This is a genomic window from Denitraticella aggregata (genome assembly GCF_048158365.1).
In the GTDB taxonomy this organism is placed as follows: Bacteria; Pseudomonadota; Gammaproteobacteria; order Burkholderiales; family Rhodocyclaceae; genus Azoarcus_F.
In genome coordinates this window covers 132,427-146,199 of record NZ_JBLLNL010000009.1, presented here as the reverse complement: position 1 = coordinate 146,199, position 13,773 = coordinate 132,427, and the positions used below count along the sequence as shown (strand labels likewise).

At 65.4% G+C, this 13,773-nt stretch carries 9 protein-coding genes; 7 read left to right on the top strand and 2 right to left on the bottom strand.

What is annotated here, in order from left to right:
• Positions 1-25: 25 nt before the first annotated feature.
• From ACKVEX_RS12430 to lpdA, 4 genes are all read left to right on the top strand, one after another.
• Complete coding sequence (locus ACKVEX_RS12430; protein WP_473216052.1) at positions 26-1,213, top strand: ABC transporter substrate-binding protein; 1,188 nt, start codon at positions 26-28, stop codon at positions 1,211-1,213.
• A 473-nt stretch (positions 1,214-1,686) separates the two neighbouring features.
• Positions 1,687-4,368, top strand: coding sequence for a pyruvate dehydrogenase (acetyl-transferring), homodimeric type (aceE, locus tag ACKVEX_RS12425; RefSeq protein ID WP_473216051.1), 2,682 nt, complete (start codon positions 1,687-1,689; stop codon positions 4,366-4,368).
• A gap of 20 nt (positions 4,369-4,388) precedes the next feature.
• Positions 4,389-6,104, top strand: a complete 1,716-nt coding sequence (aceF, locus tag ACKVEX_RS12420; protein ID WP_473216050.1) for a dihydrolipoyllysine-residue acetyltransferase — start codon at positions 4,389-4,391, stop codon at positions 6,102-6,104.
• Positions 6,105-6,116: 12 nt separating this feature from the next.
• Entirely contained in the window at positions 6,117-7,949 is a 1,833-nt protein-coding gene (gene lpdA, locus ACKVEX_RS12415; protein WP_473216049.1) for a dihydrolipoyl dehydrogenase, read from the top strand.
• Between the two features lie 64 nt (positions 7,950-8,013).
• Here lpdA and ACKVEX_RS12410 read toward each other — a convergent pair whose 3' ends face one another.
• Both ACKVEX_RS12410 and ACKVEX_RS12405 read right to left on the bottom strand, forming a co-directional pair.
• The gene (locus tag ACKVEX_RS12410) at positions 8,014-9,441 is read right to left on the bottom strand and encodes a DUF3482 domain-containing protein (RefSeq protein ID WP_473216048.1); all 1,428 of its coding nucleotides are present in this window, start codon (positions 9,439-9,441) and stop codon (positions 8,014-8,016) included.
• On the bottom strand, positions 9,431-10,864 hold the full coding sequence (locus ACKVEX_RS12405) for a DUF2868 domain-containing protein (RefSeq protein ID WP_473216047.1): 1,434 nt from the start codon (positions 10,862-10,864) through the stop codon (positions 9,431-9,433). The genes ACKVEX_RS12410 and ACKVEX_RS12405 overlap by 11 nt, the downstream gene beginning before the upstream one ends.
• Before the next feature lie 208 nt (positions 10,865-11,072).
• Between ACKVEX_RS12405 and ACKVEX_RS12400 the strand changes: the two genes are divergently transcribed.
• The 3 genes from ACKVEX_RS12400 (at position 11,073) to ACKVEX_RS12390 (ending at position 13,718) form a co-directional block, all read left to right on the top strand.
• Positions 11,073-11,405 carry a hypothetical protein gene (locus tag ACKVEX_RS12400; protein WP_473216046.1) on the top strand — a complete coding sequence of 111 codons (333 nt, stop codon included), beginning with the start codon at positions 11,073-11,075 and terminating at the stop codon, positions 11,403-11,405.
• 132 nt (positions 11,406-11,537) lie between these two features.
• The gene (locus ACKVEX_RS12395; RefSeq protein WP_473216045.1) at positions 11,538-13,301 is read left to right on the top strand and encodes a GGDEF domain-containing protein; all 1,764 of its coding nucleotides are present in this window, start codon (positions 11,538-11,540) and stop codon (positions 13,299-13,301) included.
• 30 nt (positions 13,302-13,331) lie between these two features.
• Positions 13,332-13,718 (top strand): GGDEF domain-containing protein, encoded by a 387-nt coding sequence (locus ACKVEX_RS12390; RefSeq protein ID WP_473216044.1) that lies wholly within the window; start codon positions 13,332-13,334, stop codon positions 13,716-13,718.
• The last annotated feature ends 55 nt before the right edge of the window (positions 13,719-13,773 follow it).

Below are 13,773 nucleotides of genomic sequence, written 5' to 3'. Positions count from 1 at the left end.
ACTCCCAACCGGATGTGAGCCCCGCATGTCTGCCAAGTCCCTTGCGGTTCTGTGCCTGACCGGCCTGCTGAGTCTGAGCACACTGGCGAGCGACACGATACGCATCGGCGTGTCGGGCCCCTTCACCGGGGGTTCCAGTCCGATGGGGCTGTCGATGCGCGATGGCATCCGCATTGCCGCGTCCGAGGTGAACGCCGCGGGCGGCGTCCTCGGCCGGCCGATCGAACTGGTCGAACGCGACGATGAGGCGCGCAACGAACGCGGTGCGCAGGTCGTGCAGGAACTGATCGACGAACAGAACATCGTGGCGGGATTGGGCATCGTCAACACCGGCGTGGCGTTGGCCAGTCAACGCTATTATCAGCAAGCCCGCATACCGGTCATCACGTCGGTGGCAACCGGCAGCCTGGTCACCCGACAGTTCCTGCCGCCGGAACATCCCGACAATTTCGTGTTCAGGGTGTCGGCCAACGACAGCATCCAGGCGGCGATGATCGTGGTCGAGGCGATCGATCGACGCCGCCTGAACCGGGTGGCGATCTTCCACGACGCAACCAATTACGGCCAGCTCGGACGCGAGAACCTGGAGGCGGCGCTGTCGGCACGTGGCATCACGCCGGTGGCGATCGAACTTTTTCAGCTGAAGCAGGCCGACATGACGCCGCACCTGCGCCGCGCCCGCGACGCAAATGCGCAGGCGATCCTGACCTACGGGATCGGGCCCGAGCTCGCACAGATCGCGAACGGCATGGCGCGCCTGGGCTGGCGCGTGCCGCTAATCGGAAGCTGGACACTGGCGATGTCGAACTTCATCGACGATGCCGGACCGAATGCAGAGGGCGCGCGCATGCCGCAGACCTTCATCCCCGAACCGACGACCGAACGGCGCAGGGCATTCCTGGAATCCTGGCGGGCGCGCACCGGAAATGAACGAATCCCTGTTCCGCCTGCGGCCGCACAAGGCTATGATTCACTGCTACTGCTCGCGGCGGCGATCGGACAGGCGGGCAGCACCGATGGTGATCGCATTCGTGAAGCGCTCGAAGACCTGCGGCAGACGGTCGAAGGAGTGGTGATGACATACCGGCGTCCCTTCACCCGGGATCAGCACGAAGCGATTACCAGCGCGCACGACGTATTCATGGGCGAAGTGAAGAACGGGGTCGTCGTATTCGCAAATGAATCCGATCGACATCGAGCCTCGGCACAATGACCGCTCCGGGATCTTTGCCCTTTTTGTCAAACCGGTCGGGGATGCTCTCCCTCCCTCCCTCATGCCCTGACAGGTTCTTTTTCGTGTCCGTTGCTCGCACCGCACGGGCGCATCAATCCCGGTACCTCGACGCGCGCGGATGCGCCCAAAGGGTACTTGTGTGCATTTCCGGACCGCAGGCCCTTCGGCTCAGGCCTCCACCCGTTTCGCCACCCCTGGATGGAGGTCTGCACCAGTCGTGCAATGCGCGATCGGACCTGATCACCCGCGCTCGCCAAGTGTTTCGGCTATGTCCGGACCCGCAGGCAGATCCCTGAACTGGAGCAAAACCGACTTTTCTATTGCGCCTAACGAGATAACGTTTTATATTACGAAACAAGCGGGGCTTGCGGGAGGCTCACGCGCGTGCTTTCAGGAAGCGTCCCGTCCATTCGGGCGGGTTTTGCAAACGGCATGTCATGAGGAGACAAACCATGACCGGGAAACAAGACGTATCGCTGCAATCCGATCCGGATGCGCAGGAAACCACCGAATGGCTCGAAGCGCTGCAAGGGGTGATCGAGCATGAAGGCGCACAACGCGCGCACCATCTGATCGAAAAGCTGATCGAGACCGCACGCGAGGACGGGATCGACATTCCGTACTCGGCCACGACGCAGTACATCAACACCATTCCGGCCGACCAGCAGCCCGCCTACCCGGGTGACGCGGACATGGAGATCAAGCTGCACTCCTACATCCGCTGGAACGCGATGGCGATGGTGGTGCGGGCCAACAAGGGCACCAACGTGGGCGGCCATATCGCGTCGTTCGCGTCGGCCGCCGCGCTCTACGATGTGGGCTTCTCGCACTTCTGGAAAAGCGTCGAGCACGACACCGGCGGCGATCTGATCTTCTTCCAGGGCCATTCGGTGCCCGGCGTGTATGCGCGCGCCTTCATGCTCGGTCGTCTGACCGAGGAGCAGATGGACCACTTCCGCCAGGAGGTCGACGGCAAGGGGATCTCGTCCTACCCGCACCCGTGGCTGATGCCCGACTTCTGGCAGTTTCCGACCGTGTCGATGGGCCTGGGACCCTTGTGCGCGATCTACTCGGCACGCTTCATGAAGTACATGGCCAGCCGCGGCCTGATCGATGCAGCCAAGGCCGAACAGCGCAAGGTGTGGGCCTTCCTCGGCGACGGCGAGACCGACGAGGTCGAGTCGCTCGGCGCGATCGGCATGGCCGGGCGCGAGAAGCTCGACAATCTGGTGTTCGTGATCAACTGCAACCTGCAGCGCCTCGACGGGCCGGTGCGCGGCAACGGCAAGATCATCCAGGAGCTCGAGGCGGAGTTCCGCGGCGCGGGCTGGAACGTGATCAAGCTGGTGTGGGGCACCCAGTGGGACACGCTGTTCGCGCGCGACAAGGCGGGCATTCTGAAGAAGCGCATGATGGAGCTGTGCGACGGCGAGTACCAGACCTTCAAGGCCAAGGATGGCGCCTATGTGCGCGAGCACTTCTTCAACACGCCCGAACTGCGCGCGCTGGTGGCCGACTGGACCGACGACCAGGTGTGGCAGCTCAATCGCGGTGGCCACGACCTGTTCAAGATCTTCGCCGCCTATGACGCGGCGGTTAAGCACAAGGGCGCGCCCACGCTGATCCTGGCCAAGACCATCAAGGGCTTCGGCATGGGCCAGGCCGGCGAGGCGATGAACATCAGCCACCAGCAGAAGAAGATGGACGTCGAGGCGATCCGCCGCTTCCGTGACCGCTTCGGCCTGCCGGTACCCGACGACAAACTCGCCGAACTGCCCTACCTCACATTCCCGGAGGATTCCGCGGAATACGCGTACATGCGCGACCGGCGCTTGGCCCTCGGTGGCTTCCTGCCGCAGCGTCGCCAGAAGGCCGAGCCGCTGGCCGTGCCCGGACTCGATGCGTTCGCCGCGCTGCTCAAGGCCTCGGGCGAAGGGCGCGAGCTCTCCACGACGATGGCGATCGTGCGCATCATGAACACGCTGCTGAAGGACAAGCAGATCGGCAAGCAGATCGTGCCGATCGTGCCCGACGAATCGCGCACCTTCGGTATGGAAGGCATGTTCCGCCAGTACGGCATCTGGAACCAGGAAGGGCAGAAGTACCTCCCCGAAGACCATGACCAACTGATGTTCTACAAGGAAAGCCAGACCGGTCAGGTGCTGCAGGAAGGCATCAACGAGGCCGGCGCGATGGCCGACTGGATCGCCGCCGGCACCGCTTACAGCGTGCACGGGGTGCAGATGGTGCCCTTCTACATCTTCTACTCGATGTTCGGCCTGCAGCGCACGATGGACCTGTGCTGGGCCGCGGCCGACCAGCGTACCCGCGGCTTCCTGATCGGAGGCACCGCCGGGCGCACCACCCTGAATGGTGAGGGCCTGCAGCACGAGGACGGGCACAGCCTGGTGATGGCCAACATGATCCCGAACTGCGTCAGCTACGATCCGACGTTCCAGTACGAGGTCGCGGTCATCGTGCAGGACGGCATGCGCCGCATGTTTGCCGAGCAGCAGGACATCTACTACTACATCACCGTGATGAACGAAAACTACGAGCATCCGGAGATGCCTGTCGGGGCCGAAGCCGACATCATCAAGGGCATGTATGCGTTCAGACAGGGCGGCGACGCCAAGGGGCCCCGCGTGCAGCTGCTCGGCTCCGGCACGATCTTCAACGAGGTCATCGCCGCGGCCGACCTGCTCAAGGCCGACTGGGGGGTCGAAGCCGACCTGTGGGGCTGCCCGAGCTTCAACCAGCTGGTCCGTGACGGTCACGAGATCGAGCGCTGGAACATGCTCCACCCGATGGAAGCGCCCCGGCAGTCGCATGTCGAGGCAAAGCTCGCCGCCACCGAAGGCCCGGTCATCGCTGCGACCGACTACATCAAGATGTATGCCGAGCAGATCCGTCCCTTCGTCAAGCGCACCTATGTGACGCTAGGCACCGACGGCTTCGGTCGATCGGACACGCGCGAGAAGCTGCGTCACTTCTTCGAGGTCGATCGCTACTGGGTCACGCTGGCCGCACTGAAAGCACTGGCCGACGACGGCAAGATCGCGCGCGAGAAGGTCGCCGCGGCCATGGTCAAGTACCAGCTCGACCCCAACAAGCCGAACCCGGTGAGCGTCTGAGCGCGCAAGGAGACAAGACAATGAGCCAACTCATCGAAGTGAAGGTACCGGACATCGGCGATTTCTCCGACGTGCCGGTGATCGAACTGTTCGTCAAGGTCGGTGACACGATCAACGTGGAGGATTCGATCGCGACCCTGGAGTCGGACAAGGCCACGATGGACGTGCCCTCCTCCGCCAGTGGTGTCGTAAAGGAGGTGCTGGTCGGACTCGGCGACAAGGTGTCCGAGGGCAATGTGCTGATCAAGGTCGAGGCCGCCGGCGCGGCGGCCACTCTCCCTCCCCTTCAAGGGGAGGGCCGGGGTGGGGATGGGTCACAAACTGCAGCAAGCGCAACCCATCCCCCTGCCAGCCCCCCCCTTGAAGGGGGAGGAGCACAGGCCGCCGCCCCGGCCAGCGCCGGCGGCGGGGTCGTCGACGTGAAGGTCCCGGACATCGGCGATTTTGATGCCGTGCCGGTGATCGAGCTGTTCGTGAAGGTCGGCGACACGATCAAGGAAGAAGACGCGATCGCGACCCTGGAATCGGACAAGGCCACGATGGACGTGCCCTCTTCGGCCAGTGGCGTGATCAAGGAGGTGCTGGTCGGCATCGGCGACAAGGTGTCCGAGGGTTCGGTGCTGATCCGGGTCGAGACGGCCGGCGCACCCGCAGGAGCGGCGCCCGCTGCGAACAACGCCGAACCGGGCGGGAACGCCGAAATCGCGACTCGCGCCGCTCCCACAGCGGCCCCTGCCGCTCCAGCCCCGGCCCCTGCCCCGGCTGCCCCATCTGCCGCGGCCGCCCCGTCCGCGGTCAAGCTCGGCGGCAAGGTCCACGCCAGCCCGTCGGTGCGTGCCTATGCGCGCGAACTCGGCGCCGATCTGGCGCAGGTGAAAGGCAGCGGTCCGAAGAACCGCATCCTGAAGGATGACGTCACCGCTTTCGTGAAGGGCGCGATGAGCTCAGGCGTCGTGCCGGGCAGAACGCCCGCCGCAGCCGCGGGCGCCGGCCTGGGGGGCGGTCTGGATCTGCTGCCGTGGCCCAAGGTCGATTTCGCGAAGTTCGGCGAGGTCGAAGTCAAGCCGTTGAGCCGGATCAAGAAGATCTCCGGCCAGAACCTCGCGCGCAACTGGGTGATGATCCCGGCGGTGACCTATCACGAGGACGCCGACATCACCGACCTGGAGGCCTTCCGCGTCCAGATGAACAAGGAGTTCGAGAAGTCCGGCAAGAAGCTCACGATGCTGGCCTTCATCATCAAGGCCTCGGTGCGCGCTCTGCAGGAGTTCCCGGAGTTCAATACCAGCCTCGATGGCGACAATCTGGTCTACAAGAAGTACTTCAACATCGCGTTCGCCGCCGACACGCCGAACGGCCTGGTGGTGCCGGTGATCAAAAACGCAGACCAGAAGAGCGTGTTCGACATCGCCGCCGAATCGGGGGCACTCGCCAAGAAGGCGCGCGATGGCAAGATCGGCCCGGCCGACATGTCGGGGGCCTGCTTCACGATCTCGAGCCTCGGGGGGATCGGCGGCACCTACTTCGCGCCTATCGTCAATGCGCCCGAGGTCGCGATCCTCGGGGTCAACAAGTCCGTGATGAAGCCGGTGTGGGATGGCAAGGCGTTCGTGCCACGCCTGACGCTGCCGCTTTCGCTGACCGCGGATCACCGCGTCATCGACGGGGCGCTGGCGACGCGCTTCAACGTCTATCTCGCACAACTGCTGGCCGACTTCCGTCGGGTCATGCTGTAAGGAGGCCGCATCATGAGTGAGTTAGTGGAAGTCAAGGTCCCGGACATCGGGGATTTCGATGCGGTGCCGGTGATCGAACTGTTCGTGAAGCCGGGCGACACGATCGCGATCGATGACGCGATCTGCACTCTCGAGTCCGACAAGGCGACGATGGACGTGCCCTCCTCGGCAGCCGGCGTGGTCAAGGAAGTGCTGGTCGCGATCGGCGACAAGGTTGCCGAAGGCAGCGCGCTGATCAAGGTCGAGGCCGGTGCGGCGGCTGCGGCTTCGCCCCCTCCCCTTCAAGGGGAGGGTCGGGGTGGGGATGGGACACAACCTGCAGCAAGCGCAACCAATCCCCCTCCCAGCCGCCCTCTTGAAGGGGGAGGACCGACAGCGGCGCCGGCGGCTGCGTCGCACGGCGGCAGCGCCGATGCCGAATACGACCTGGTCGTGCTCGGCGCGGGCCCCGGTGGCTACTCGGCCGCGTTTCGCGCGGCCGATCTGGGGCTCAAGGCCGCGGTGATCGAACGGTACGCCACGCTCGGCGGCGTGTGCCTGAATGTAGGCTGCATTCCGTCCAAGGCCTTGCTGCATGTGGCCGCGGTAATGGACGAGGCCCGGCACATGGGCTCGGTCGGCATCGGCTTCGAGAAGCCCTCGGTCGATATCGATGCGCTCAGAAAGCACAAGGATGGCGTGGTCGGCAAGCTCACCGGCGGGCTCTCGGGCATGGCCAAGGGGCGCAAGGTGGACGTGATCCGCGGCTACGGTCATTTTCTCGATCCGCATCACCTCGAGGTCGAGGAGACGTCCGGCAACGCGCAGGACAAGACCGGCGCGAAGAAGGTGGTGAAGTTCAAGCAGTGCATCATCGCCGCCGGCAGCGCCGCGGTGCATCTGCCCTTCATCCCGAAGGATCCGCGAATCGTCGATTCGACCGGCGCGCTGGAACTGCGTCAGGTGCCGGAGAAGATGCTGGTGATCGGCGGCGGCATCATCGGGCTTGAGATGGCCACGGTGTATTCGTCGCTGGGCACGCGCATCGATGTGGTCGAGATGCTCGACGGGCTCATGCAGGGCCCGGACCGCGACGCGGTCAAGGTGTGGGAGAAGCAGAACGCCCACCGCTTCGACAAGGTCATGTTAAAGACCAGGACGGTCGCGGTCGAGGCCAGGGACGATGGGCTGTGGGTCAAGTTCGAAGGTGAAGGCGTGCCGGCCGAGCCAGTCCGGTACGACATGATCCTGCAGTCGGTCGGTCGGTCGCCGAACGGCAAGAAGATCGGTGCGGACAAGGCCGGCGTGATCGTCGATGAGCGCGGTTTCATCCCGGCCGACGCGCAGATGCGCACCAACGTGGCGCACATCTTTGCGATCGGCGACATCGTCGGCCAACCCATGCTCGCCCACAAGGCGGTACATGAGGGCCATGTCGCGGCCGAAGTGGCTGCCGGTCACAAGGCGGCCTTCGATGCCACCGTGATCCCGGGCGTGGCCTACACCGATCCGGAGGTGGCCTGGGTCGGCTACACCGAGGCGCAGGCCAAGGCCGAGGGCAGGAAGGTCGACACCGCCAAGTTCCCATGGGCCGCTTCGGGGCGCGCGATCGCCAACGGCGCTGAATACGGCTTCACCAAGCTGATCTTCGATGCGGAGACGCATCGGATCATCGGCGGCACCATCGTCGGCCCATCGGCCGGCGACATGATCGGCGAAGTCTGCCTCGCGATCGAGATGGGCGCGGATGCGGTCGATATCGGCAAGACCATCCACCCCCACCCGACCTTGGGCGAGACAGTCGGTCTGGCTGCCGAGGTCGCACACGGCAGCTGCACCGACCTGCCGCCGCAGCGCAAGAAGTAAGAAACATCCCGCTGAAAACACATCGGGGCGCTTCGGCGCCCCGATGTTTTGGTGCGACAGGCTGCTACTCGACAGCGGCTGAATCGAAGGCGTCGCCGAGCAGATCGGCCAGGCGTTCGATCGCGTCGGTCCGCGCCACGCTGTCCTCGACGCGACCATCCATGGCCGACCATTCGCGATGTGCACGCGCCAGCTCGACCGGGGCCGGCAGCGCGCCCTGCTGCCATTTGCGCGCTTCGTCCGCAAACCCGTGGATGGGCTTCATCGCAGCGTGCCCCCGCGACTCCAGCGCATGCAACAGGTGCAATTGTCGCAACACCAGCAAGCGCAGAATCGGATCGCCGACCGATAATTCCCGCTGTCCGGTGATCGCGCCGACGACCCGACCACCGAAGTGCCGCATCGCCTGCCAGCCTCCGCCTGCAAGCGCACCGAGGGCCGCGGCCGCCCCCAGCGTCAGGCCGCCCACCATCAGGTCGATGCCGGCACCTGCGGCAGCGCCCGCCGCCGCACCGGTACCGAGCTTGACCCCCATTTGACGCAGCGTCTCCGGGTGAAACAGATCGTTCTCCCAGCGCCCGTCGATCAGGGGCAGCTGATCCGCATCGACATCGTGGGGCCCGAAGCGATACAGGTCCAGCAAGGCCTCGACACAGCGCTGTTCGCGCTCGCGCACCCGTGTGTTGAGACTTTCGATCCCTTCGGCAATCCGTGCGGGATCACTGCCCGGCAGCGCCATGCCGCAGGCCGCCGCATCGATGAGCATTTCCGCGATCAGGCGCAGCGCAGCCCGATGGCGCAGACCGGCCTCCCGCTCGCGACAGGCCACCAATTTTTCCAGCGCCGGCCGGAATCCGTCGAGCAGCGTGGCGAGCTTTTCATACAGCCTGCGCTCGCCGTCGCGCTCGGGCGCGACCGTATCGAAACGCACGACCGCGTGCAGGCCGAGACGCGACAAGGCCTCGCGCCACGCTGGCTCGTTGGCCTCGGCGGCGCGCACGAAGTTGAGCACGGGCAGCAGCGGCACCGCACAACTGCCCAGCACCGCAAGCTCGTCCCTGTGCTTGGCCAGCACCGGATCGCGCGCGTCGATCACGTACAGGCCCGCGTCACTCGCGAGCAACTGCCTGAGTACCTTCGCCTCCTGCTCGAAGCGGCCGTGCGCGGCAGGCGACGCGAGAAAGCGCTCGACCCGTGCCGGCCCGTCGAGGCGTTGCCGGCCCTGCGCTTGCTGCGTGGCCGCGATGTCCTCCAGCAGTTCCAGCAACGCGATCGGGTCTTCCATGCCCGGTGTGTCGAACAGTTCCACCAGCACCTCGCCATCGGCCATCAGGCGCGCACCTTCGACATGACGGGTCGTACTGGGCCGGCTGGAGACCTCCCCGAAACCGGCGTCCCGCGTCAGCGTGCGCAGCAGTGAGGTCTTGCCGGTGTTGGTATGCCCGACCACGGCCAGGTGCAGTGGCCGACGGATGCCGGATTCAGCTCGCATCGTCGACCCCGTGCGTGTCGAGGCCTTGCAGCCAGGCCAGCGCATCATGCTCGGTCTCGACCACGGCACGCCGATCGAAACCGGTTTCAGCCAGGCCGGCACGCCAGTGCGCGAGGCGCTCGCTGTCGGCGCGTTCGGCGGCGAACAGCCAGATCCGCGCGGCATCCGCATGATCGGCCAGTTCGGCAAGCAGCGCGAGGCTGCCGCGATCCGGAGACAGGCGTGGGTCGCACACGATCAACAGGCGCGCCGGCGGATTCCGGGCAAAATCGGCCAGCACGCGACGACGCTGCTCGCGCGACTCGATCACGCCTTCGCTCCGCACGCCCGGCAGGGACAGTGGCGATGCGCCCAGGTCGTCGCGCAATTCGACGCCGACCATGACTGCGCCCTGCCCGGCCGCCGCGTGCGGATCGGCGACATGCGCCCCCGCGATCCGGGCCGGCGCAGAATCGGTGACACCGATCCGTTCGCTTGCCGGCGTGAGGCGTGCGAGCAGTTGCGCATAGCCGGGCTGACCGAGGTCGAGCCGGGTGCGCGAGCGCCGCTGCACGACCTGAGCGGCGCAGGCCGCCCACAGCAGCCCCCGGGGAACGATGCCATACACGACCACACAGCCGAGCAGCCATGAGGCCCATGCACGGCGCGCCAGCTCGTCCCCTGCCACCGACAGGCCGCTCGCACGCACCATATCAGTATCCGGAACCGCGAAGCCGACCTGCGACGGCAGCCACCCCAACGCAGCGACGAGGCGCTCGAACAGGGCGACCGGCAGAATCGTGGTCTCCCACACGAAACCGTAGGCGCGCAATGCAAAGCTCAGCAGCAGGCCCAGCACCACGCCGCCAAGCGCCGCGGTCCACAGCCCATGCGTGACCGTGCCCAGCCACCACCGCAGCAGCCGCTCACGCCGATACAGCGCCAGCAGCGCGACCGGTACGTGACGACTCGTCGCGACCGATGCAAACCGGGTCGACAGCCACAACCAAAGCCGCCCCAGCGCGCCGCCTCCATCGCCGGCCGATACAATAAAACTCGCGCACCACAGCAGCAGCATCAGCACATGCACGCCGAGCAGCGCACCCAACGACCACACCACATTCACCGGGCGATTGCCGTCACCCACGGCCGCCACGGCTGCACCGAACCCGCCGATCAGCGCAATCGCGGCCAGCACCATGAACACGATGCGGGTTCGTCCACGCCATGCCTCGATCTGCGCGGCGAGCCCGTCCGTTTCGCCGAGCAGGGCGGCACGCATCAGCACCCTGGACTCCGCGTCGCCGCGATGCTCGCGCGCAGCGGCGACCGCGTGCGCATCCCGCACCCGTCCGTCTGCAGCCTCGCGCAGGCGCAGGGCCTCGGCGAGCCAGCGCACATCGAAGCGGTCAGGAGACGGTGAAGGCGATTTCGTCAAGGCCAAGGCGGTAATCGACACAAAGCGCGTAGCATAACGGATACGACCGCAGCGCGAGACGGTGGCGATCGACGACGTCGATCGATCGCCTCTGCGGAGATCGTGAAACACCGTTGCGGACGCCTCGACGGAACTGGCGGACCCCCGCGACACTCTCAGGTGAACAATGTCGCCGACGCCGAGCGTCGTCGATCCGAAATCCTGGAGGCATGCCATGAAACTGTTGCAGAAACTGCCCGGATCCCGGCGCGAGCCACACGGGCTGGAATGGAAGGTCCTGCGCAGGATGCCCATGGTCCTGCTGGCCGGTACCGTATTGCCAGCGCTCTATGCGCTGGCGGCCCGATGGTTCATCACCGGCGACGTGCCCCTCGAGGTCGCCCGGCAGATCCAGATGAACGATTATCTGGCGATCGGCATTATCATCTTTCACTGGACGCTGGTGCTGACCGTCACCATTTTCTGCGTCATCGTGACCTTGATGAAGGGTCACGCCTACGTCGCCGACCGCTACGATCTGCCGGACAGCCCGACGCCGAAGGATTGAATCCGGCGCAAGCTGGTCGCACCGTCCTGCGCAGGTCCCGAGCGCATAAAGTCTGACCTCGGCGGCGCGCGTCGCAGTTATACTTGCGCCCGTCAACCTTTTCACTGTCTGTCATAGAGTCCAAGCCAGTCGATGGCCGAAAACAGTCTGCGACCGCCCGAGATCGCCCGTGAAGCCCTGCGACGACTCGCCCTTCAGCGTGTTGCACCGACGCCCGACAACTATCGGGCCTTCTACCATCAGATCGCTGGCAACGGCGACGACGAAGCATTCCCCGAACAGCCCTTCAAACTGATCGCGTCGGCCCTGCCGCGCAATACTGCGGAACGCCTGCGCCTGGCCCGGCAGTTCGAACAGGCCGTGTTCTCCCGGCAATGGGCGGCGGTCAAGGAGGCGATCGTCGCGCTGTGCGGCACCCAGACCATAGACAGGAATCCATGGGGTACGCTGGTACGCGATCTGTGCAGGGAATTCGACCGCCCCCACGCCACGCTGACGCGCGCCGACAAGTTCGCGATGCTCGATCAGGTGCTGGTGCTCTCTGCCAGCGATCCCGAGCTGAGTTTCAGCCGGCTGCAGTCCATGCTCGGCCGCTGGGCGGCCCTCGAGGATCGCGGCAGTCCGGCCGATGCGAAATCGTCGGGGACCGCCACGGCGGGCAGCGCCGAGACGACCTCCGACGCAGTGGGCGAGCTGCCCGCCACTGCGGGCCAGTTGCTAGCACTCCTGTTGCAGAAGGCCATTCTTCCGATCGTGTCGGAGAACGCGGCGCTTTCAGCCGAGGCACGCGCGATCGCCGAGGTCGTCGCAGGCATGGAGGTGGATTGCCCCTGCAGTCAGGAACTGAGCGCACGCCTGCACGCGCTGACCGACAAGATCGAGTGGGCGGAGGAAGACCAGCGCGCCATCCGACAGGGTCTGCTCAGCCTGCTTCGCCTGATCGTGGACAACATCAGTGAACTGGTGGTCGACGACAACTGGCTGCGCGGCCAGCTCGGCCTGGTTGCCGAAGTGTTCGGCAACCCGCTGGACATCCGCATGCTGGATGAGGTCGAACGACGCCTGCGTGCGGTGATCGACAAGCAGACGCACCTCAAGCGTCAGCTCACCGACGCCCAGGCGCGTCTGAAAGACATGCTGGCCGGCTTCGTGGACCGGCTCGCCCGGTTCAGCACCTCGACCGATCAATATCACGACACACTGGTGCGTTGCGCGCGCGACATCGAGCAGGCCGACAACATCAGCGATCTCGCCAACGTGGTCGAGTTGATGCTCAGCGAAACGCAGGAGGTGCAGGAGACCGCGAAGCGTTCGAGCGAGGAACTCAAGACGCTGCGCCAGGAAGTCGAATCGGCCAACCACCGAATCATCCGACTGCAGCGCGAACTCGATGAAACCAGCGAAATGGTGCGCCTTGATCCGCTGACCGGCACGCTCAATCGCAAGGGGCTGGATGAAGCGATCGAGCGGGAGATCGCGGTGGCGCGGCGCCGGGCGACCCCGCTTTGCATCGCGCTGCTCGATATCGACAACTTCAAGCAACTCAACGATACCTTCGGTCACCGCACCGGCGACGAGGCGCTGCGTCATCTCGCCACCGTGATGCGCGAAAGCCTGCGTCCGCAGGATCTGGTCGGGCGTTACGGCGGGGAGGAATTCGTGATTCTGCTGCCGGACACCGATGAGCATCATGCGCTGTCGGCCATCGGGCGGTTGCAGCGCGAACTGACCAAGCGTTTCTTCCTTGCCGAGAACAGGCGGCTGCTGATCACATTCAGCGCCGGGCTGGCGCGGCTCGGCGCGGATGAGAACCCCTGCGGGGCCATCGACCGTGCGGACAAGGCCATGTACGCAGCCAAACGCGCAGGCAAGAACCGTGTCCTGCTGGCTGCCTGACCCCCTGATCCGACCGCCTTCCCCAGACCCTTGAATCCGTCCGGGCTCGATGATGAATGGCTGCACGGCCAGGTCGACATGGAGCACGATATCCTGGACAGACCGGCGAACCTGCGCCTGCTCGACATCGACAATTTCAAGCGGCCGAACGACACCGTGGTCCGCATCGGTGGCGAGGAATTCATCATCCTGTACCCCGAGTCGGACCTGAACCAGGCAAGCGCGGTCCTGGTGCGCCTGCAACGTGCGCTGACCCGGACCTTCTTCCTTGCCGACGAGAGCAAGATCCTGATCACCTTCAGTGCGGGCGCGAGCGCCTGGCTGCCGGGCGAATCGATGGATGCCGTGATCGAACGCGCCGACGCGGCGATGTACGAAGCCAAGCAGACCGGAAAGAACAAGGTCGTGGTGGGATAGGGCTCCGTTGGAAGCCCGACGCGTACCGACGTATCCGTATTCTTGACCGACCGGT

What these genes read in the sequence shown, in the direction of transcription:
- ACKVEX_RS12395 (WP_473216045.1), top strand. Translation starts at nt 11,538, where the DNA reads ATGGCCGAAAACAGTCTGCGACCGCCCGAGATCGCCCGTGAAGCCCTG.
- ACKVEX_RS12430 (WP_473216052.1), top strand. Translation starts at nt 26, where the DNA reads ATGTCTGCCAAGTCCCTTGCGGTTCTGTGCCTGACCGGCCTGCTGAGT.
- ACKVEX_RS12400 (WP_473216046.1), top strand. Translation starts at nt 11,073, where the DNA reads ATGAAACTGTTGCAGAAACTGCCCGGATCCCGGCGCGAGCCACACGGG.
- aceF (WP_473216050.1), top strand. Translation starts at nt 4,389, where the DNA reads ATGAGCCAACTCATCGAAGTGAAGGTACCGGACATCGGCGATTTCTCC.
- aceE (WP_473216051.1), top strand. Translation starts at nt 1,687, where the DNA reads ATGACCGGGAAACAAGACGTATCGCTGCAATCCGATCCGGATGCGCAG.
- lpdA (WP_473216049.1), top strand. Translation starts at nt 6,117, where the DNA reads ATGAGTGAGTTAGTGGAAGTCAAGGTCCCGGACATCGGGGATTTCGAT.
- ACKVEX_RS12410 (WP_473216048.1), bottom strand. Translation starts at nt 9,441, where the DNA reads ATGCGAGCTGAATCCGGCATCCGTCGGCCACTGCACCTGGCCGTGGTC.